This is a genomic window from Sphingobacterium sp. N143 (assembly GCF_030325625.1).
Lineage (GTDB): Bacteria > Bacteroidota > Bacteroidia > Sphingobacteriales > Sphingobacteriaceae > Sphingobacterium.
On record NZ_JACAIS010000005.1, the window covers coordinates 40,890 to 63,740 of the forward strand.

Annotated in this window: 12 protein-coding genes; 11 read left to right on the top strand and 1 reads right to left on the bottom strand. The window is 39.7% G+C overall.

Going from position 1 to position 22,851, the window contains the following annotated elements; genetic code table 11:
* Positions 1-23: 23 nt before the first annotated feature.
* The 6 genes from HX021_RS11150 to HX021_RS11175 all read left to right on the top strand — a co-directional run bounded on the left by HX021_RS11150 (position 24) and on the right by HX021_RS11175 (position 14,724).
* Positions 24-2,384: an ABC transporter permease gene (locus tag HX021_RS11150; protein WP_286590395.1), complete on the top strand. Its 2,361-nt coding sequence runs from the start codon at positions 24-26 to the stop codon at positions 2,382-2,384.
* Positions 2,385-2,435: 51 nt separating this feature from the next.
* The gene (locus tag HX021_RS11155; protein ID WP_286590396.1) at positions 2,436-4,820 is read left to right on the top strand and encodes an ABC transporter permease; all 2,385 of its coding nucleotides are present in this window, start codon (positions 2,436-2,438) and stop codon (positions 4,818-4,820) included.
* Positions 4,821-4,876: 56 nt separating this feature from the next.
* On the top strand, positions 4,877-7,267 hold the full coding sequence (locus tag HX021_RS11160; RefSeq protein ID WP_286590397.1) for an ABC transporter permease: 2,391 nt from the start codon (positions 4,877-4,879) through the stop codon (positions 7,265-7,267).
* 34 nt (positions 7,268-7,301) lie between these two features.
* Complete coding sequence (locus HX021_RS11165) at positions 7,302-9,707, top strand: ABC transporter permease (RefSeq protein WP_286590398.1); 2,406 nt, start codon at positions 7,302-7,304, stop codon at positions 9,705-9,707.
* Positions 9,708-9,895: 188 nt separating this feature from the next.
* Positions 9,896-12,301 (top strand): ABC transporter permease, encoded by a 2,406-nt coding sequence (locus HX021_RS11170; protein WP_286590399.1) that lies wholly within the window; start codon positions 9,896-9,898, stop codon positions 12,299-12,301.
* 26 nt (positions 12,302-12,327) lie between these two features.
* Positions 12,328-14,724 carry an ABC transporter permease gene (locus HX021_RS11175; RefSeq protein WP_286590400.1) on the top strand — a complete coding sequence of 799 codons (2,397 nt, stop codon included), beginning with the start codon at positions 12,328-12,330 and terminating at the stop codon, positions 14,722-14,724.
* 149 nt (positions 14,725-14,873) lie between these two features.
* On the opposite strand, the gene HX021_RS11180 is transcribed toward HX021_RS11175, so the two are convergent.
* Positions 14,874-15,557, bottom strand: a complete 684-nt coding sequence (locus tag HX021_RS11180; protein WP_286590401.1) for a hypothetical protein — start codon at positions 15,555-15,557, stop codon at positions 14,874-14,876.
* Positions 15,558-15,693: 136 nt separating this feature from the next.
* Between HX021_RS11180 and HX021_RS11185 the strand changes: the two genes are divergently transcribed.
* The 5 genes from HX021_RS11185 to HX021_RS11205 all read left to right on the top strand — a co-directional run bounded on the left by HX021_RS11185 (position 15,694) and on the right by HX021_RS11205 (position 22,845).
* Entirely contained in the window at positions 15,694-15,918 is a 225-nt protein-coding gene (locus HX021_RS11185) for a helix-turn-helix domain-containing protein (protein ID WP_286590402.1), read from the top strand.
* A 206-nt stretch (positions 15,919-16,124) separates the two neighbouring features.
* Positions 16,125-18,566, top strand: coding sequence for an ABC transporter permease (locus HX021_RS11190; protein ID WP_286590403.1), 2,442 nt, complete (start codon positions 16,125-16,127; stop codon positions 18,564-18,566).
* Positions 18,567-18,734: 168 nt separating this feature from the next.
* Positions 18,735-21,137 (top strand): ABC transporter permease, encoded by a 2,403-nt coding sequence (locus HX021_RS11195; protein ID WP_286590404.1) that lies wholly within the window; start codon positions 18,735-18,737, stop codon positions 21,135-21,137.
* A 98-nt stretch (positions 21,138-21,235) separates the two neighbouring features.
* Positions 21,236-21,895: an ABC transporter ATP-binding protein gene (locus HX021_RS11200; RefSeq protein ID WP_286590405.1), complete on the top strand. Its 660-nt coding sequence runs from the start codon at positions 21,236-21,238 to the stop codon at positions 21,893-21,895.
* Positions 21,896-21,993: 98 nt separating this feature from the next.
* Positions 21,994-22,845, top strand: a complete 852-nt coding sequence (locus HX021_RS11205) for a transglutaminase-like domain-containing protein (protein ID WP_353621033.1) — start codon at positions 21,994-21,996, stop codon at positions 22,843-22,845.
* The last annotated feature ends 6 nt before the right edge of the window (positions 22,846-22,851 follow it).

Here is a 22,851-nt window from a genome sequence, read left to right on the forward strand (position 1 = left end):
GTCTCATACTCAACACTAGAACAATGATTAATAACTATATAAAAATCGCTTGGCGCAACCTTTGGAAAAGCAAAGGCTACTCCGCAATTAACATTACTGGGCTTTCCATTGGCATGACAGCCGTATTGATTATCGGGATATGGGTAAAAAATCAATTGCAATTCGACAATTTTTACAGCAATAAGGAGAACCTATATAAGGTCTGGAATAAATATGAAGATGAGGGGAAAGTAAGTTTAATAGACGTCACCTCAGGGCGAGCTGCTCCCGCTCTACTGGAGGATTATCCAGAAGTAGAACGTGCAGCCCGCATATTTTTTAGTACGAACAAGCTGCTGTCGTTTGAAGGCAAAAAAATCAAATCAAGGGGAAATGAAGTTGACCCATCATTTGTACAGCTATTTGATTTTAAACTGCAGCGGGGTAATAGCCAACTGGCCCTGGCAGAAACAAAGAATATTATTTTAACAGAAAGCTTGGCAAAAAGTATATTCGGTGACATCGATCCGTTAGATAAAACTATTGTGCTCGACAATAAAGAACCTTATAAGGTTTCTGCTATTATGCAGGACCTCCCCAGCAATACAAGCTTTGATTTCACCTATCTGATCCCCTTAGCCGATGCTAGCAAATATTCCCCAAATTGGAATACTATCACATTCTCAACCTATGTACAACTCAAAGCAGGAACTGATATAGATGTTTTTAATAAAAAACTCGTCAACATGATTGCAAAAAGATCCAATAACGAGTTAAAAGGATCTCTATTCTTCTATCCTGTATCCAAAATGCACCTGTATTCAAAATTTGAGCAAGGTATCCCTGTCGGCGGAAAGATCGACCAGGTCAGATTGGTTGCAGGGATCGGTCTATTAATACTGTTGATTGGCTGTATCAATTTTATCAATCTCAGCACTGCCCGCAGCCAGAAAAGAGCAAAAGAAGTCGCTGTACGAAAAATTGTTGGGGCTCAACGTTCCAGCCTGATTGGCCAGTTTCTTACAGAATCTATGCTACTGGCTATTATCTCAGGGATATGTGCTATTGCACTAACCATACTTACATTACCTATATTCAATAAGATTTTGGATAAACCTTTAGCTTTCTTATACTCGGATACAACAGTTTGGTTTTCATTGGTATGCTTTATCTTACTAACGGGGCTATTAGCTGGATTATATCCCGCATTTGTACTATCTGCTTTTAAACCAATAAAATCATTGAAAATATTTGGACGGGCAAAGAAGTTTTCCCTGAATTTCCGTGAGATACTGGTTGTTTTTCAATTCGGTATTGCGATTATTCTTATCATAGCAACCATTGTCGTACGCAAACAAATTGAATGTGCGGGACAGCGAGATGTTGGCTATAATACTTCCCAGCTCATCGAAGTCGGCATGGAAGGTGATATAGGAAAAAACTATGAAGCAATCAAAGCAGAACTGATCAACAATGGTATAGCTACCGCCGTCACACGGATAGGAACATCAATTACCGGAGGATCTGGAAGCTCATGGGGGGGCTTTTCCTGGGCGGGAGCGACTCCTGAACAAGCAAAAAAAATGGGTTTTGATCTTGGAAGAGTAGAAAATGATTTTGTCAAAACACTTGGATTAAAACTGATTGCCGGCCGTGATATCGATTATACCAAATTTGCTGCGGACAGTGCTGCCGTACTCCTAAATGAAGCAGCCATTAAAGAAATGAAATTAGAAAACCCTATAGGAAGCTATCTTAAATGGGGAGACAGAACCTATACTATTGTTGGTATTATTAAAGACTATATCATTGGTTCCCCATATAGTCCGGTAAAACCTATGTTTATATATGCTAACAAAACAGCATTATTCAATTTAGTAATCCGTACAAATCCTGCTGCTCCACTGCACGATCAACTCAATCGAATTGAACAGATTCTAAAAAAATTCAATCCAGCCTATCCTTTCGAATACCAATTTGTGGATCAAAAATTCGCAGGGAAATTTAAAGATCAACAACAAACCGCTCAACTCGCATTCATCTTTTCGGGATTGGCAATTTTTATCTCTTGCCTCGGATTATTTGGGCTTGCATCTTATATTGCCGAATTAAAAACCAAAGAAATTGGTATTCGTAAAGTACTTGGTGCATCCGTAAGTGGAATTACCGCAATGCTATCTAAGGATTTTATCAAACTTGTTATTATTTCTATCTTAATTGCCTCACCAATTGCCTGGTGGACCATGAATAAATGGCTGCAAGATTTTTCCTACCGCATTGAAATACAATGGTGGTTCTTTGCATTAGCAGGAATTTCGGCGTTGCTTGTAGCCTTTTTTACTGTCAGTACGCAGGCTGTGAGAGCCGCTAATAGCAATCCAGTAAAAACGTTGCGGGATGAATGATGTTCAACCTAAAAGCATAGTAGCCAACGTCTCTTACTCAACACTAGAACAATGATTAATAACTATATAAAAATCGCTTGGCGAAATCTATTGAAAAATAAGGCATTTTCTGCCATAAACATCTTTGGCCTAGCTATTGGTATGGCAGGAGCATTACTTATCACCCTCTGGCTGCAGAACATGTTGACAATGGACCGCTTCCATGAAAAGGGTGACCGGATTTACGCAATCAGCAATCGGGATACTCGTATCGACAAAAAATGGGCTTGGCTAAATACACCAAAGATTTTAGGTCCCACCCTAAAAAACGATTTCCCCGAAATAGAGCATTTTACCCGTTTTGACGATGGTTCTGGCAACCAATTCTTGGCAACATATGGCGATCAAAAAATAACTTCACAGATCGGATTCGCTGATCCAGGCTTTTTCAGCATATTCAGCTTTCCAATCTTGAGTGGCGATACCAACAAACTTCTGACTGATGCTAATTCAATCGTAATTACACAAAAATATGCGCAAAAACTCTTCGGCAATGAAAACCCGCTGGGAAAAACCATTAAAATTGATTCAGTCAATTTGGTCACAGTTACCGGAGTCCTCCATGATCTTCCAAATAATACCTCTATCAACTTTGATGCTTTGGTATCTTGGGATTATGCAAAAAAAATAGGCTACGTAGACACCAACTGGAACAATAATTCCACTTACACCTATATATTATTAAAACCAGGCACCTCACTACAGGCATTTAATGATAAAATCAGATTGACCAGTCAAAATCATATAAATATCGGTAATAATGAGCTGAAGTCCACGATTGAAATTTTTGCATTTCCCTTCAAAGACACCTATCTTTACAACAAAGGTGAAGGAGGCCATTATAGCACTGGGCGCATTCAGTTGGTCCACTTGTTTTCTTGGATTGGGGCTTTCATTTTACTTGTAGCCTGTATTAATTTCATGAACTTGAGCACAGCCCGCTCTGAAAGAAGAGCCAAGGAAGTCGGAGTCCGTAAAGTCGTTGGAGCCAGTCGTAAAAGTCTGATTATACAATTTATTACTGAAAGTATACTGATCAGCATTTGTGCAATGATACTCGCCATCCTATGTATTATTGTCGTGCTTCCTGCTTTTAATAATCTGGTACAGAAAAACCTAACTCTCTCGCTCCTTTCAGCTCCTACCTGGTTATTCCTAATTGGCTTCACATTAATCACAGGCATTCTTGCTGGAAGTTACCCTGCATTTTTTCTTTCTTCATTCAGGCCTTTAAAAACCCTAAAAGGCAAGGCAAACTCCTACACTAAAGGGCTTAGCATCAGATCCATATTAGTTATTATACAATTTTCTTTGGCCATTATCCTGACCATCGCAACCATTGTCGTCTCCAAACAGATTCAATTCACCAAAGATCGTGAACGAGGTTATGCGGATAACGGGCTATTATTTACTCCAATATCAGGCGCATTGGGGAAAAATTATATCAGTTTGCGCAACGAATTGCTCAATAGCAATGCTGTTATTTCCGTATCCAAAAATATGTCCCCAATTACGGAGAGCTATAGTAATGGATGGGGGTTCAGCTGGTCTGGCGCAACTGAGAGTGACAAAAAAGCATTGTTCGGCCGTTTCAGTACAGATGCCAATACCATACAAACTTTAGGCTTTAAACTCATTAAAGGCCGAGACATCGATGTATATCAATATGCGACAGACAGTATCGCCATGTTACTCAATGAGACAGCCGTCAAAAGGATGCGTTTAGAGGATCCAATCGGACAAACTATTGAAGGCGATGGCACCAAGTGGACTGTTGTAGGTGTTATTAAAGATTTTATCATTGATTCACCCTATGATAATATTGAGCCAATGGTCATACTTGGTCCCCGAAGTTGGTTTACGACGATACATTATCGTTTGAATCCAGACAACGATATCGCTGAAAACCTAAAAACGATAGAAAAAGTTTTTAAAAAATTTAATCCTGACTATCCTTTTGACTATAAATTTGTTGATAAGAATTTTGAAGCAAAATTCAAGGAAACCAGGTCCATTGGAACGATTTCTATGTTATTTGCCGTTTTGACTATTTTTATCACTTGTCTGGGCTTACTCGCCCTCATCGCTTACATGGCCGAGACACGCATGAAAGAGATTGCTGTTCGTAAAGTTTTAGGAGCCAGCGTGACTCAAGTTACGACCTTGCTTTCCATAGACTTTGTAAAATTAGTGATTATAGCCATCCTAATTGCTTCACCTATCGCTTGGTGGGCCATGGACAACTGGCTTCAGGATTATAGTTACCACATCCAAATGCATTGGTATTTCTTTGTACTCGCTGGATTGATGGCCATATTAATCAGTATGGCAACCATCAGCTACCAGGCTATTAAAGCAGCCATAGCCAATCCTGTTAAAAGTCTAAGGGATGAATAATACCTATGTTATCTGCTATACCATGGAAATATAAGTTTTTAAATTAACAAACAAGAATGAGCACATTCAAATTTGCCTTACGAAGTATCATTAAAAACAAACGCTATACCTGGATAAACGTCTTAGGATTAAGTATTGGATTGACATTGTGCCTTCTCGTATTTGCTGTTGTCATTGAAGAAAATTCTTACGACAAAAGCTGGAAAAATAAAGACCATCTTTTTCGCATTGTCACTATTGATTCAACTGCAGGACTCGAACGCCAGATAGCAGGAGCATTCGTTAATTTAAGTTCCGAGCTCCAGCACATATTTCCGGAGATTCAAAAGGAGACAACGATTGAATCAAATAAGCTCTATTTAAAAGTAGATGCAAGGTCTACACAATCCATCCGCATACCTGCCTTGGAGGCAGAGACAAGCGTATTGGATATGTTGGACATCAATGTTCTTGAAGGAAACCCCAGCCAGCTTATTCAAGGAAAAACCAATCTGCTCATTGATAAAGAGTTCAAAGAAAAATATTTTAAAGATGAAAATGTCATCGGTAAAATCATTCAAAGTGCAGATCCATTTGCAAACCAAACATATGATTACGTGATTACAGGTGTCATGGATAAGCTCCCTTATAACTCTACGCTGAGAACTTCTATTATTGCCCTACTTCCTAAAATGCCCATGAAACTTAGTAAAGATGGATCGGGCTACTATAGGCAGCAATTTTTACAGCTGAAATCAGGAATATCCATAGTGGATCTCGAAAGAAAAATAAATCGCTGGTACAGCGGGTTTCTCAATCCGGGGGTAAAAAATGTGACTTCCTTTCGATTGCAGCCTATCCATGAGATATACATGGAGCCCTTACAACGCAGTGAAATCAGTGGCAATCCAAAAACAACCAAAATATTTGTCGGCGTAGCCCTCTTGGTATTGATCATTTCCTGCATCAATTTCATTAACATCTATGCCGTTAGGACAATCAAAAAATTGAAAAGCCTCCATATCCACACAGTTCTTGGTGCTAGTCGGGCACAGATTATCAAGCGTTTATTACTCGAAACAATATTGATATTTTTTGTTTCTGCGTTAATTAGTATAATCCTCTTCAAGCTCTGTCTGCCCCAGCTTGAAAACTTTTTAGGCTATGCGCTCACTTATATTAGATCCATACAATTACCTCTACTGGCATCCTTTCTGATGCTATCGATTCTATTGGGTCCCATAATTGGATTCTATCCTGCCTGGTTGGTCTCTAGGATCAAAAGCACTGATGGGCTTAAAAACAAACTATCACAAGTCCCAAATAGAGAAGTATTCATCAAGAAAATATTAATCACAGTTCAGTTCAGTATTTCCATTGTCGTTATAATTGGTTTAATAACCATTAAATCACAGTTAAACTACATGCAGTCCTCCTCATTAGGGATCAAAGTCAACAATGTACTCAATGTTGCTTATTTTAATATGGGCGCGGGCAGTATTCCTATTAAAGAAGAACTCAACCGGATCACTGGAATTGAGGCAGTCAGCATTGCCGCATGGACGCCAAGTGTAGGTTCAGGCTATATGGCTAAAAATATCGCTGACAAAGATAACCCCGAAAAAAATATTCAAGTGAGTTTTATTGCTGGTGATGCCGAACTACCGAAGATACTGAACATGCAGCTGATCAAGGGAAGACTATTGGCTCCGGAAGACTATAAAACTTTTGAAACTAGTACGGGCAAAGAAGAAGAGGTTAACAATGCACTTATTACCGAAAGTACGGCAAAAAAACTGGGAATACACAAGCTCAACATACTGTACAAAGATCTCCAAATCGTTCCGGTGGGAATTATTAAAGATTTTCACAGTGAATCCTTTCATAAGAAAATGGTACCTACGGTAATCTTGGCCAAAGAATTCACGAGCTATGGCAACATCTTAATAAAAGTGAGAGAAGGACAAGAACAGCAAGTATTACAAGCAGCTTCGAACATCATTCAAAAAGCCTATCCGAATAAACTGATTGCATTGGAATGGGCAGATGATTTAATTGCGAAACAATATGAAAAAGAAAGTAAACAGGTGCAGCTATTCGTTATGTTCAGCATATTGACTTTATTGACTTCCGCCTTGGGGATTACTGGATTGATCATGCAAAGTCTTGAACAGCGTACAAAGGAAATAGGAATACGTAAGGTTCTAGGGGCAACAATGGGCGATATCTCCCATCTTTTTTCAAAAGATTACCTGATACTAATAACAATAGCCGTCCTTATTGCCAGTCCAATAGCCTGGTACTTCGCTCAAAAATGGCTTGAAGAATACGCCTACAATATTGGTATGCAATGGTGGTTTTTTATTCTAGCTGCACTTGTTATATTTTTAACCAGCATGATCACCGTAAATATTCAAACAATCCGAGCAGCTTTAATCAATCCAGTAAACAGTTTACGAGAGGAGTAAATGATGAATTAAAAATAACTAGCAAACTTCAGATATGATCCGGAACAATCTAAAAATAGCGTGGCGGAATTTGACCCGTAATTTCTCCACTTCACTTATCAACACCACAGGCCTGGCACTGGGAATTGCGACTTGCCTATTGATAAGCTTATATGTAACGGATGAATTTAGTTTTGATCGTTTTAACGAAAATGCAGATCGAATTGTTCGTATAGTTTTTAGGGGGACTGTAAAAGGAGGGACAATCAATGAAGCCCATGTGATGCCTCCTGTTGCAGCCGCTGTGAAATCCGAGTTACCTGAAATCCAAGAAACAGCACGGCTGAGAATCGGTGGTTCTCCCTTATTTGTTGTCAATAACAAAATTTTCCATGAAGAACGGATGGCCTACGTCGATGCTTCTTTCTTTAAAATATTTACACTGCCCATTATCAAGGGAGACATGGCTACTGCGCTCACTTTACCCAATACCGCAGTAATATCCGAATCCACAGCACGCAAGTACTTCGGCACAACAGATGTACTCGGGCGAAATCTATCCGTTAAAGACAACAAAACCATACTGAAAATTACAGGAGTTATGAAGGATATTCCTCCTAACTCCCATTTTCATTTCGACCTATTCACTTCCTTAGAAGCCGTGGACGATGCCCGATCTGATTCATGGATGACCTCAGAATATTATACCTATGCTTTACTCGCTGAAGGAGCATCTCCTGAAAAATTAGAGCGGAATTTAGCTGCGTTATTTGACAAACATATAGCCTCTCAGTTTATGTCAGGTTTTGGAATGAGCTATTCTGATTACAAAAAGTCAGGCAATAAAATTGGTCTCTATCTTCAGCGGCTAACAGATATCCACCTACATTCGAATTTCAACTATGATCTCAGCCCTCCAGGTGATCTCCGCTATGTGTATATATTCAGTGTTATTGCACTCTTTATGTTGTTGGTGGCAACATTTAACTTCATGAATCTGTCTACAGCTAGTGGCTTTACAAGATGTAAAGAGGTTGGTGTACGAAAAGTATTGGGTGCTGCCAAACAAAATGTCATGCGGCAATTTATGCTAGAAGGTATCCTCTTGACCTATATCGCATTAATAATCGCTGTGGCAATTGTGCTTCTTGCCCTTCCCTTATTCAATCAGCTTTCGGGCAAAGAGATCACATTTCAAAAGCTTGACCTCGTTAAAATTATCCCGTTTTTACTCGCTTTTGGTTTAGTTGTCGGCCTATTCTCCAGCAGTTATCCAGCCTTATACCTATCATCTTTTAATCCATTACGGGTATTAAAAGGAAAAATAAGTCGTTCAAAAACAGGGGTTAATTTACGAAGCGGACTTGTTATCTTTCAATTTACCATTTCTGTTGGCCTTATCTTCGGTACAGTCGTTGTGGTTAAGCAGCTTGATTACATGCGTCATATCAAACTTGGATATGACAAGGAAAATGTGCTTATTATACCGAGCTGGCCACTGGGAAAGAACGAGAAAACATATCAAACACTACTGTCCCAAGATAGTAGGATCAGACACATTTCCCGTTCTTCATATCTACCTGCAGGAGAAAGCAACAATAACAATTTCTTTATCTATCCCGAAGGGAATTCAGATCAATGGATAAAAACAATCCGCTATGAGGTGGACGAAGAGTATATACCGACTATGGGTATAGAACTCAAGGAGGGAAGAAACTTTGAAAAAGCTTTTGGCAATGATAGTCTATCTGTTATTATCAATGAAAGTGCAGCTAAAGATTTAGGTTGGGAAGATCATAGTCTTGGCAAAATATTGACGAACAAGGATAATAAGAGCTATCGTGTTGTTGGGGTAGTGAAAGATTTTCACTTTCGATCACTACATGAGCAAATCTCACCGCTTGTGATGGTACTCAGTGATCAGGCAGGAAGTTTAATCCTCAAAACACAGACGAACGACATGGAAAAACTCGTGCAAAAACTAGCATCACTGTATCGTTCTTTTCAGACAGACATTCCATTCAGCTATTCATTTTTGGATGACCGCTACGCACAAACCTATCAAGCGGAAGTTAAAACAGGTAAATTACTGAGTATCTTCGCCGGGCTGACCATCTTTGTAGCAGGCCTTGGCTTGTTTGGTTTAGCAATTTTTACTGCTAATCAGCGTAAAAAAGAAATAGGAATCCGTAAGGTCATTGGTGCCACAGTTCCTGATATTACACGCATGCTTTCTACCGAATTCATTAAGCTCGTTCTTGTTGCGATCATCATCTCATCCCCCATTGCTTGGTGGATCATGTACAAATGGCTCGAGAATTTTGCATACCGCATCGAAATCCAATGGTGGATGTTTGCTTTGGCAGGATTAGTCGCTATCTTCATTGCGTTAACAACCGTAAGCACACAAGCTGTAAGAGCTGCCTTGACAAAACCTGTTGACAGCCTAAGAGACGAATAGACATTGATGCTGTCCAATGATGGACAAACACTGTCCGATATCGAACAGCAATCAAAATGACAAAACAGACAAGAAACTAATTATCAGCAAAATAATCAATTGGCTAAACATTTGTATCATCCAATTCAACTCAATGCTTAATACATCATATAGCACAACGATGGTAAAAACCTCTTATTAAATCGGAAATGAACTTTACAAACGTTAAGATTGCCTGGCGAAATATTAAAAAGAAAAAAATTCAAAACCTGATCAATCTGATCGGACTGATCTGTAGCTTTACTTTTCTATTGCTTGTAGGAGCTTATATATGGGATGTCCACCAGGTAAATAGTAACATAAAAAATATTGACCGTCAGTTTTTACTGCAAAGCAAATATAAAAAAGAAGGATTTGGGATTGATTTAACTACATTAGGAGCCCTACCCAAAGCTTTACACGAGAACTACCCAGATTTAGTCGCCAACTATTACCGACTTGACGGATTGACAGGTATTGTCGCCAACGGCTCCACCATCCATGAAGAGGGTATGTCGCTTGGCGATCCCAGTCTTTTGACCATGTTTGGCTTTAACATTTTAGCCGGAAACGCCAATACTGCTTTGAACAATCCTTTTTCAGTTGTCATCAGTGATAAGGCAGCCCTAAAATATTTTGGACAGGTCGATGTGCTTGGCAGATCTCTGCAAATCAAAAATTTTAAGGGTGAAAAGCATGATTTTGAAATTACGGCAATCATTAAAACTGGCGTACAAAACGCCATTATGGATTTAACCAAGAATATGCACGCAGACATATTCCTGCCTATCGCAAACGAGCAATATTTCGGACGGTCCATAGACAATTGGAACAATCCCTATATTGCAGGTTATATCGAATTGAATGCCGGGATAAGCCCACAACAGATTGACTCAGCTATACAGGCCCTTGTCAGAAAAAATACTGATAAGGAATTTGCTAGTCAATATAGTCCCAATCTAAAGCCTTTGAAAACCTATTACCTAGACGACAATCAAGGGGCTGTCCGCAAAATGATCCAAACTTTGACTTGGATTGCTATTTTTATCCTATCCATGGCAATCATTAACTTCATCAATTTTAGTATTGCCCAGCATATTACGCGATTAAAAGAAATTGGTGTGCGTAAGATTATGGGATCCTCCAGATTACAGCTTGTGAGACAATTGATGACTGAATATATTCTTATTGTATCGATATCAGCTTTAATAAGTTTACCGATCTATATCGTTATCAGTCCGATATTTGAACATGTACTGATGCGAAAGCTACCTTCTTTGATCGAATTACCGGTTTACTTTTTTGCGCTATTGGGTGTACTGACCCTATTGATCGGCATAGTGGCAGGCTTGTATCCAGCCATTAAACTTTCCAGTATTAACATCATATCCTCAGTCAAAAAGCAGCTTTCAACTTCAGACAGTAAACAGCTCGTACGAAAAGTTCTGCTATTTTTTCAATTTGCTGTCGCTTTATTATTGCTGGTATGTACCTTAATTATAGCTAAGCAAGTTGACCTATTTATTCACAGCAATTTGGGATACAACAAAGATTACCTTTTGACTGTTCAGGTACCAAGAGACTGGTCTGAAAATGGAATTCGAAAAATGGAAACAGTTCAGCACGAGCTTTCCCAGCAACCTGAAGTGCAATCAGTGAGCCTGTCGTATGAAACTCCTGGCTTACTAGGCTCCAATATGCAACCTGCATTTGGTGTTTCTGGTGACAACGAGATCCAAGTACAACGAATTACAAGTGATAGCCATTTTCTGGAAACCTATGAAATTCCATTACTGGCCGGAACATTCCTACCAAAGAACTACCTGGTCAATAAGGATTACAGACCCATTGTGATCAACAAGAAAGCAATGGAAGATCTCGGATTTAACCATGCTGAACAGGCCATTGGGCAACAGATTGCCATTGGTGATCCACAAGATAAAATGACCATTGTAGGAGTTACTGACAATTTTATCGCTAATTCCCTTCATCAGGCCTCCCCTCCTATGATATGGACAGATGTCCATGAAAGCTTGCAATACCGATACCTTAGCATTCGCCTACAACAGGCATCCCTGTCTAAGTCTGTGCAGAAGCTTGAGCAGAAATGGAAAGAATTGATGCCAGACGCTCCATTTGAATATCAATTTATGGATGAGCGCATCAAAACCTTATATGAAACCGAACTTCAGCTGCATCGTGCATCACAGATTGCAACGGGAGTTTCCCTGTTGATTGTTGCATTGGGACTAACAGGATTAATTTCCTTATCGATCCATTTACGCAATAAGGAGGTTGGCATTCGTAAAGTACTTGGCGCTTCGTTGTCACAGTTAATACTATTATTTTCAAGGGAATATTATGGCATATTTCTGTTGGCAACACTCATTACTGTACCTCTGAGCTATATGCTGATGCAATATTGGTTACAAAATTACATCATCCGAATTGAGATTACTGCTATTACCTATCTGCTGCCGCTCGGAATGCTGGTGGGCCTACTGACCCTATTGGTCGGATTTATCGTATTTCATACCACCCGGTTTAATCCGGTAGAGAAATTAAGAGACGAATAATGTATTAACTATTCAACACAGACAACATGGCAAAAAACTATTTTAAAACCGCCTGGAGGACACTGACACACAACCGCATCTATTCATTCTCAAATCTTATTGGTTTAACTGTCGCTTTACTTGTATTTATGTTGATCAGCTCACTTGTCGTTGATGAACTTTCCTACGACAGACAATGGAGGAATTCAAATGAACTCTATCGAATGCGAATAGTACCCAAAGAAGAGCAAAAAAATTTCACAAATAGTATCACAGGTGCTCCAGAGGGTATTGCTTCAGCATTAAAAACTAATTTTCCAGAAGTCCTTGGCTATACCTCCATCAACACGTTTTCCCCAAAATTAACAATAGATAAGCGCTCAAAGCAATTTACCGAGATTAATACGCTGGAAATAGATAAGGGTTTTTTCGATCTTTTCGACATACAAATAATAGCTGGAAATCCTAGACAAGCGATTGCAGGGGCAAAAAACATCACATTAACAGCCTCCGCTGTGCAAAAATATTTCGGTGGGAAAAATGTACTTGGTACGACATTCTACAATAGACCTCAAGAGGGAGAACCTGAAACTTATTATGTCAATGCCATTATTCAGGATATGCCGCACAATTCATCCTTTCAGGCAGAAGCTCTTGTTCTGATGACTCAGGTCAATGCATTCAATCCGGAAAAAAGTGGTTCTCTGCAAAATCAAGTTCTATTGCTCAAAAGTACAACCGATGTTAACAGTTTTTCAAACAAAATAAATAAGTGGTACAACGCACAAAATCTGAATGATTGGGCCAAAGAGCACAATCTTTTCATTGAACCAATCAAAGATATACACTTACAAAGTATAACGGGCTGGGAAAATCCCATACAAGATATTTATCTTCTGGCGGGAATAGCGATCCTTATTCTGATATTGGTCAGTATCAATTACATTAACCTAAGCTTTGCCCATGCCCTAAAGCGCGCCCAGCAGATAGGTATCCGTAAAGTATTGGGGGCAAGCCGAAAAAATTTAATCTTGCAAATGGGCATAGAGAGCACCATACTCTTTATGAGCTCTTTTCTTCTTGCATTTTTCAGTTATTTACTTATTACTCCTGCATTCGAACACTATTTAGAACATCCATTGACGATGAGTTACCAGCATTCCCTATTGATGTCTGTAGGATTACTATCCGCTTGGATAGCTCTGGGCTTGCTTTGCAGTCTATTTCCAGCTTTATCCTTGTCAAAAACAAAACCAACTTTGGAGTTACGTAAGCAGCTTTCTTTTTTAAAACTTCCACTGAATATTGGATTTACCAAAGTGTTGGTTATTCTCCAATTTACCATTGCCATTGTTGTTGCTATTTGTATGATGTCCATGCGTGCCCAATTGCATTATCTGTACAACAAAGATCTGGGCTACGACCCTAAAAACCTTTTAGCCATCAATTATACCTCTTGGGAGGGAAAGGATCAGAACTTCAAACAGGAACTGTTAAAAAATTCATACATCACATCGGTCAGCCTTACGTCATGGACTCCCTTTAGTGGCTCTGTAGATTTCAAAACGGTAAAAGACCCCAATAATCCCAGCGAAGATCTCGCGGTTGTATTTGTCACTGCGGATTATGATTACATCAAAACGATGGGCATGAAGCTGCTTGATGGCCGGCACTTAAGCCCCGATTATGCCCTGGATAGACCGTTTACGGATTCGATACAAGCAGGACGTCCGGTCTTTACAAACATGCTCGTGTCCGAACCAACCGCTCGGAGCCTGTCTTTGGAACTCAATAAAAGTTCAGAGCTCCTGCACAATACACCTGTGGGCATATTTAAAGAATTTAACGGGGCAAGCTTAAAATTTCCCATCGGTCCCTTTGCGATTAAGGCTCAAAAAGAATGGGAAGGAGGCTGTATGCTTATCCGCGTACAAGAAGGAAAGAAAAAGGAAGCTTTAGCCTTGGTAAACAATACCTGGAACAAATTTTTTCCCAACCGGATAGCGCAGGTCAACTGGCTGGAAGATCAGGTACAGCATCAATATAACAAAGAGAAAAAACAATACCAACAATTGGCACTGTTTACAGGTTCCAGTATGCTGATTGCTATCTTAGGAATCGTCGCCATTGCTATTTATACGTTAGAGCGACGGGTGAAAGAAATCGGTATCCGTAAAGTGCTTGGTGCTTCAGTAAATACGATTACCTATATGATTTCCAAATCCTTTATCGTACTCTTACTGATCGCTATCCTAATAGCTTTCCCTATAGCATGGTGGTTTACACACAAATGGCTGGAAAATTTCTTCTACCATATTGATATGCCGATCGCACTATTTGTTTTCACAGGAATGTTTATCAGTTTGACGACTTTGGCGATTATCGCTGTCCGGATATTGCAGACGGCACGTATTAATCCGGTCGATAGTTTAAGAGACGAATAAGAAGAAATAAGCCGTAGGTGTTGTCTTACGCTCGCAAAAAGTGCATTTATTATTGACAGATTGGGAATGAAAGTTTATAATTGGTGTACCTACGGCTTAGGATCTTTGAAGCAATTTTTAGCTGTTCCCAGTGAACAGCTAAAAATTGCTTATTTCTTTTCAGTCGATTTTTCGTGAGCAGCTAAAACATAGCCGAATCCGTATCCAGTTTCTTTACGAACAATCCTTGACTCATCATTGCGTTGAAATAATTCATCTAAAACTAACATCAGATTTTTAGGATGTATGTATTGTCTGAGTTCCGTACAACACAAGTTATGGATTTCATACGGCTGTCTTTCCTCATTAAAAAATCCTGCATCAATTTGCTCATTCAATAAGATCCTTATCTTTTCAAGCTCGTCTGCTGTTGAAACTTTATAATGATCAATATCATGACGTATATCGATTAACTTAAATTCGATTACTTTTTGATCCTGCTCAACATCAACTTTATACAACTCATAAATAACCCGGTCAGCAAATGCAGTCACATGCAATTCATATAAGTTTTTTTGTGATGATATTTCTACTCCAGAAGGCATCATGGCACTCATACTATTTATTTCTAGTACATGATACATGGTAACCAAATCATGAACAAAAATTCGATTGATTTTGAACGCCTCAATTTTTCGCACAAAATCCAATGGTTTCCCCATTAAAAAGGAAACTTCCTCAGGCGACAGGTGCCGCGAAATACGTTGTAGCAGCATGCGATAATAGATTAGTATATCTAACTCTTCACATCTTCTCCTATACACTTTTGTTTTTTGAAGTTTCGGTATTTTCATCTTCGGCACATTTAGACAGTATAGATTTTCAATACAAAATAATAGAAAATATTTTAAAAACAAAAATATTTGTATAAATAAAAATTACATTTTATATATTTATCTATACAAAAGATAGGTATTTAAAAATATAGCAATGACCAAACTAGGTGAATTTTTAACAAAGAAGTCTGTAAATAAATCTCAGATTGCCCGTAAAACTGGGTTGAGCAAGGCAAGGATCAACGAACTGACCATGACAGAAACAGCTAAACTGCGCCTGGACGAAATGTATTTGATTGCTTTGGCAATTGATACAGATCCCGCAAAAATGATGTTCGAACTTTGTGAACATCTCCAGCTGAAAGCGATTGAGGAGTAGTCCTTTCTTCTTCGACATGCACCCCAGCATGCCTGTACGATACTGAACGTCAAACTGTTCGATATCGTACAGATGAAACTAAGCGATATAAACATAAAAGACTAAACATCAATACATTAAATAAATGGCAACACTATTGAATTTGGCGTAAGCGTCTGTTTGATTATAATTTGGACCAATCAACCAGACATTTAAAAGTTTCTGTCATGATAGGAAATAATCTCAAAATCGCTTGGCGGAATATGGCAAAAAATAAGCTATATTCATTCATCAAGATCGGTGGATTTGCGTTTAGTATTGCCATCTGTATACTCATCATTTTATATATTAAACACGAGACAAGCTATAATAAATTCTATCCAGATATGGACAGAATTTATCGCCTGATCGTTCAGATGCCCATCGAAAACAAGACCGAGCGCTGGGTATCTCTTTCAGCGCCTGTGGCACCTGCATTGAAAGCTGAGGTTCCCGCTGTTGAACAAACAGGCCGCATTCTTCCAACCCCGTTATTTGGGGCCGGGAGCAATCAACTCTCGCTAAACAACAATCCCGAAAGCTATTATGATGAGGGCTTTGTCTATGTTGATCAGTCCATACTTGATATGTTTCCGATGCCCATGGTTTCCGGTCAATTGGCGCATGCACTTGATAATCCCAATACATTAGTTATTACCAGAAGTAAAGCGGAAAAATATTTCAATAGCAACCCAATCGGACAAACCATTTATCTCAATAACAATAAATCCAAAGTATATACCATTACTGGGGTTATTGAAGATATGCCAAAAAACTCAACATTAGCTGGATACAGCTTCTTTATGTCACTTGCTGGCGAACCTTTTTATCCGGGTGAGCAAATGGCCTGGATCAATAACAATTACACGGTGTATGTCAAGTTAAAACCGCAAGTGAACGTTGTCGCAGCTGAAAGAGAAATCTCAAAAAATTATCTGGAAATCCACTATCTACCCGAATACCTCAAGACCGGTCGTAAACTCAACCCCTTGTTCAAACAGGCAAAAGTTACCTTACAAAATGCTTTGGATATTCATTTAGAATCTTCGGATATCAACGACGATAAGGTCAGTACGCTAAACAGGGGAGATCATCGCATGGTCTGGACCTTTGCTACCATTGCCTTATTCATCTTGTTGATCGCCTGTATTAATTTTATCAACTTATCGACGGCCAACGCCGTGACAAGAGCCAAAGAAATCGGCATCCGCAAAACCATCGGTTCCTCAAGAAAGCTCCTGATCGGACAATTTCTTGTTGAAGCGATCTGTTATAGTCTGCTGTCATTAATCGCTGGACTATTACTCAGCTGGTTGCTTCTTCCATTGTTCAACAACCTGGCTAATAAAGCTTTGACAATCCCTTGGACCTCCATCTACTTTTTCCCATCACTTTTAGCTTCCATTTTTATTATCGGGGGACTCGCGGGTATTTATCCGGCATTATATCTTTCCCGCTTTAAACCAATCTCTGCATTAAAAAGTAATGCTACAGGTACGAAATCTTCTATTTTCAGAAATAGTCTGGTTATTTTTCAGTTTGCTATTTCAATCATCCTGATTGTGGGTGCTCTCGTCAGCAATCAGCAAATACGTTACATATTAGAGAAAGACCTGGGGTTTAATAAGGATCAGGTCCTCGTACTGCGAGGCATTGGTTCATTGGGGGATAAGCTTCCGAGTCTGAAAGAAGAACTAAAGACCATTCCCAATGTCACTTCAATTTCCCTGGGCGATTTCCTGCCTGTTCCCATTGATGGGGCTAAACGAAATGGCAACCCTTTTTGGATCGAAGGCAGGCGAGAGCAGGATATGGCCTCACAGGGACAATTCTGGGAAATAGACCAGGACTACCTTTCAACATTCGGGCTCCACTTGAACAAGGGTAGAAACTTTGATCCTAAAATGGCCACCGATAGTACCGCAGCCATCATCAACCAGAAGATGGCCGATAATCTCGGATTAAAAAATCCATTAGGGGCGAAAATTACCAATGGCAGTACATGGACCATCGTCGGTGTTGTAGACAATTTTATCTTCGAATCCTTAAAGGGTGACGGATTTGGTGGTCTCTGTATGGTATTGAGGGGCAGCCCTTCGCTCCTATCCATTAAAGTAAAACCCGGACATCTGAAACAGACATTGGCCCATATCACGGCAGTGTGGGACAAGTTTGCACCAAACCAAAAAATAAACTATAGTTTCCTGGATGAAGGTTTCGAAAGTCTTTATCAAGATGTACAGCGTACCAAGAATATTTTTACCTGTTTCGCCCTAGTCGCCGTTTTTGTTGCTGCCCTCGGTCTATTTGGTTTGGCCACCTACGTCACACAGCAGCGTACCAAGGAGATCGGTGTACGTAAAGTACTAGGTGCGAGTTCAATCAGGTTACTTAGGCTGCTCTCCGGAGATTTTATAAAACTGGTGTTTGTTGCCTTGGTCATTGCCACACCTGTTGCGTGGTGGGCAATGAACCAATGGCTTACCGATTTCAACTATAGAATAGAGATAAACTGGCTCTACTTTCTACTTGCTGGCATCAGTGCGATCTTGATCGCACTGGCGACCATCAGCTATCAGACCTGGAAAGTCGTTCGCACCAATCCAGTAGATAGTTTACGCGATGAATAACTGTTGACATGTTCGATTGTGGACGTAAAATGTCCGAAATCGAACAGACGAACAAAATTAAACCAAGTTAAAACTCTTATAATAAAACCGTTAAAACAATGGCAAGGGGTTTGTATTTTCATCAAAGGAGTTGATTCGGATTGGTTTTAACATAAATATCCTGTAAAAATGGCAACAAATGATTTCAAACTAGCTTGGCGTAAACTTTTAAAAAATAAAGGTTTCACAATCTTAAATATCCTTGGGTTGACCTTGGGTTTTACAGGTTTTATCCTTTCGTATCAATACATCAATCGAGAGACGAGCTACGATAAATGGAATCCGCACTATAGGGATATCTATCAAATTGGCCTTGAAGCTGAAGGTTCGTTTACCGACGAAACGTCTCCTTCCCTAGCTCCATTGCTAAAACAAAATTTACCAGATATCATCTATGCCGGTAGAAAAATCGTGTACAACTATGGTAGCTATCCACTCTTTGGGGAGAAGACGGTACTGATCAAAAATGCTGCATTAATAGATTCTTCTGCCGCCCGGATCTTTCAGGTAGAAAATGCCAACGGACCGCTCTACAAAAACAAAGATCAAAAGGATGCGACCATGGTCAAAAGTCCTATCGCCGAACAGCTTTTCAAAAAGGAGGATTTAACATTTGACAGCCCCCATTCCATTCCGTCTATGAGCCTTGATCTGGGTGTACAGGAGATGATTTACGGTATCATCAAAAAGCAAGGTCTTTCGATGATTGATTACGACCTTCTTTTTATCCGTGAACCACAGGATCTCTTTGCTGAAAATAATCCTTTTTTATACCAGACTTTTATTCAGGTCAGACCGGGGACAGATATTGCTAAGCTGACCGATCAGATCAACACGATTTATCACAAACAAATCGCTCCAAAAGATAAAATACGTTCTTCCGGTTATGCCAAAGGCAAGATCTATTTGGATCCATTGGCCAACCTGCACCTGCGACCGAAAACCGGAAGCAACACCGCCTATATCATTACGTGGATTATCGGTATTCTTTCCCTATTGATCCTCCTACTTGCATCCGCCAATTTTGCGAATATGATTATGGCACAAGCCGATCAACGCCTGAAAGAACTTGCCCTCAAAAAAATATTGGGAAGTTCGCGCTGGGCTATCGTAAGGCAATTATTACTAGAAGTATTTATATTGACCAGCAGTGCGGCAGTATTGAGCTTCATGACCTTGGCACTTACCGGCAACATATTACAAAGATGGTTCAATGATGATCTGAGAAGTTATATTTTAAGTTCTGAAACCATTATCCAGCTCTGTGTGGCAGTATTATTAACAACAATCCTTTCCGCAATATACCCTGCCATAGTCCTTTCAGGTTTTAAATCCGTCAATCTGCTCAAAGGTGGATTATCCTCAATACTTAAAAAAGGAACATTCCGAAATGCCTTACTAACTTTCCAGATCAGCATGGCGATTCTGTTTATTTCAGGTATGTTGGTCATTCGGGCGCAGCTTCAGTATATGCAGCATACAGATAAAGGATTTGAACCAGCACAAGTAGTCAATTTCAAGGGAGTGGGCATGTATTACGACTCCAAAATTGATGGTTCTTTCCACCAATTGAAGCGGCGATTAGAAAATGACCCGGGCATTGCGGCCGTGGCTTCCGCAACAAATATCCCAGGAGAAGGGGAACAACCGCCCAAAATGGAATTCTCCTATGCACAAAAGAATGTTTCCTTTGCTCATGTCGGTATCGATCCGGGCTATTTCAAAACATTAAATATCCCTAATCTACAAGGGAGTAGCAATCTGTCAATGGATCAGTTACTCCGTGACTCCCTTTCCCACTATGCGGTCATCAATGAATCTGCCGCTAAAAATTTAGGACTTTCAAATCCCATTGGCGCTAGAATCAGTGGCTGTGACGCAAAGTTCGAAATCGTCGGCCTCGTCAAAGATAGTAAAGCCTATGGCTTTGAAAATGCCGTTCAGCCCACCCTCTATTCTTTTAAAAATGAGTGTGGGAACATGCGTTTCCAAACGACACTGATGGTGAAAACAAAACCGGGAATGGTCGACAGGGCAATTGAGACAGTCAAGAAAGAATGGATAAAAAATACATCTGCAAAAGATCTGCCTTTAGACTACTCCTTTATGGATCAGCAATATGCGTTACAGCATAAAAAACAACAAGAACTACAGGTTGCTTTTAATAGCTTCACGAGCCTTTCGGTTATTATCGCCGCATTGGGCCTGTTCAGCATGGCCGCTTATCAGGCCGCATTACGCAAAAAAGAAATGAGTATCCGCAAAGTACTCGGAGCTTCGACACAGCTGCTCTTTTTCCAATTGAATAAACCGTTTTTCAGGTTATTTCTGATCGGCACCGGACTAGCCCTTCCTTTAGCTTATTTACTCATGGACAAATGGCTTTCCAATTTTGCATACCATGTCAATATAAAATGGTGGTCGTTTTTGATCCCGATATTTTGCATATTTATCCTAATATTGATTTCCATTAGCTTCCAATCGTTGAAAGTTGCCAAAACAAATCCGGTAGATAGCCTGCGGGATGAATAAGTAAAAATTAAAAGACAAAATAAAAAAGAGATATAGGTAAGCCCAGGCTTGTACAACCAAAATCTCCATACGCAATACTAAAATCTCAATACTAGAAAATGATACAATTAAAACATTTATTCAAGTGGTATAACGTAGGTGGTACTCGTTCATTTGTACTCAAAGATGTCAGTTTAGATATAGCAGAAGGTGATTTCATATCCATTATGGGGCCTTCAGGTTCAGGGAAATCAACCCTGTTGAATATTATCGGTATGTTGGACGAACCGGATGAAGGTGAATATATCTTTATGGACGAAAATGTATTGGAGATGAAAGCAAAAAAAAGGACACAGCTTTACCAGTCACATATTGGCTATGTATTTCAGGCTTATCATCTTTTGGATGAATTGACAGTATATGAGAACATAGAAACCCCACTGATCTATAAAGACATTTCCAGCAAAGAGCGTAAAGCCATTGTGGCCGATATGCTTGACCGTTTCGGCATTGTAGGTAAGAAAGATCTATTTCCAGCGCAGCTGTCCGGAGGGCAGCAACAGATTGTCGGCATCGCCCGTGCATTGGCGGGTTCGCCCAAACTGCTGTTGGCCGATGAGCCTACCGGAAATCTCAATTCCAAACAGGGAGAGGAAATCATGGACCTGTTCAAACAATTGAATGAGGATGGTGTCACGATCATACAAGTGACACATTCCGAAAAAAATGCAGAATACGGCAAAAGAATTATCAATATGCTGGATGGACAGCTCAAATAATTATAAACCAATTTAACCTAAATAATCCCTACTTGGTACATGAATGACTGTAGGGATTTTTTTATGTCCATTTCTCAGATCTATTTTTTAACTTCGTTATGATGAATGAGAGAGAGCTGAAATCGTTAATATCTTTGTTGGACGACACCGACCAACAGATTATTCAGGAAGTGGAACATCAGTTAAAAAGTCAAGGTCCTGAGATTGTTCCCTATTTGGAGCGTTTCTGGGAATCTAGCTTTGATCCGCGGATACAAGGACGATTGGAAAATATTATCCATGAAATTCAATTTGACCAGACCAAAAATGAACTACAGATCTGGAACCTGAGCAATTCATTCAATCTTTTGGAAGGGCTGATTATCCTCAATAACTATCAATATCCTTCTTATGAAGACCATAAGATTGTACTTGCGATCGAAGATCTCAAAACGGAGGTATGGCGCGGCTTACAATATGATATGAGTCCGCTGGAAAAGGTCAACCTCATGAACCATGTGCTTTTTAGCACTTTTGGCCTTTCTGGAAACACCAAAGATTACCACCATCCACAGAACTCTTACATCGGACAGGTACTCGACACCAAGCAGGGCAATCCATTGACTTTATCCTGTATCTACAGCATTATTGCACAAAAACTGGATATCCCCATATATGGCATTAACCTGCCCAAACATTTTATCCTAGCTTATATGGATGCTGATGAGGAAGGCAATGAAAGTGTGTTGTTTTACATCAATGCATTTAATCGTGGGCAGGTGATGCAAAAAAGTGATGTCAATTCATTCTTGAAGCAGCTGAACCTTAATCCCGATCGCGAATTCACCTACCCATGTGATAATGTGACTATTCTGAAACGGGCCCTGCGCAATCTGATGTCCGCTTATGAGGAACACGAAAGCTCAGGCAAACAACAGGAAATCAGAGCACTGTTCGAATTGCTTGCCTGAGAGCTG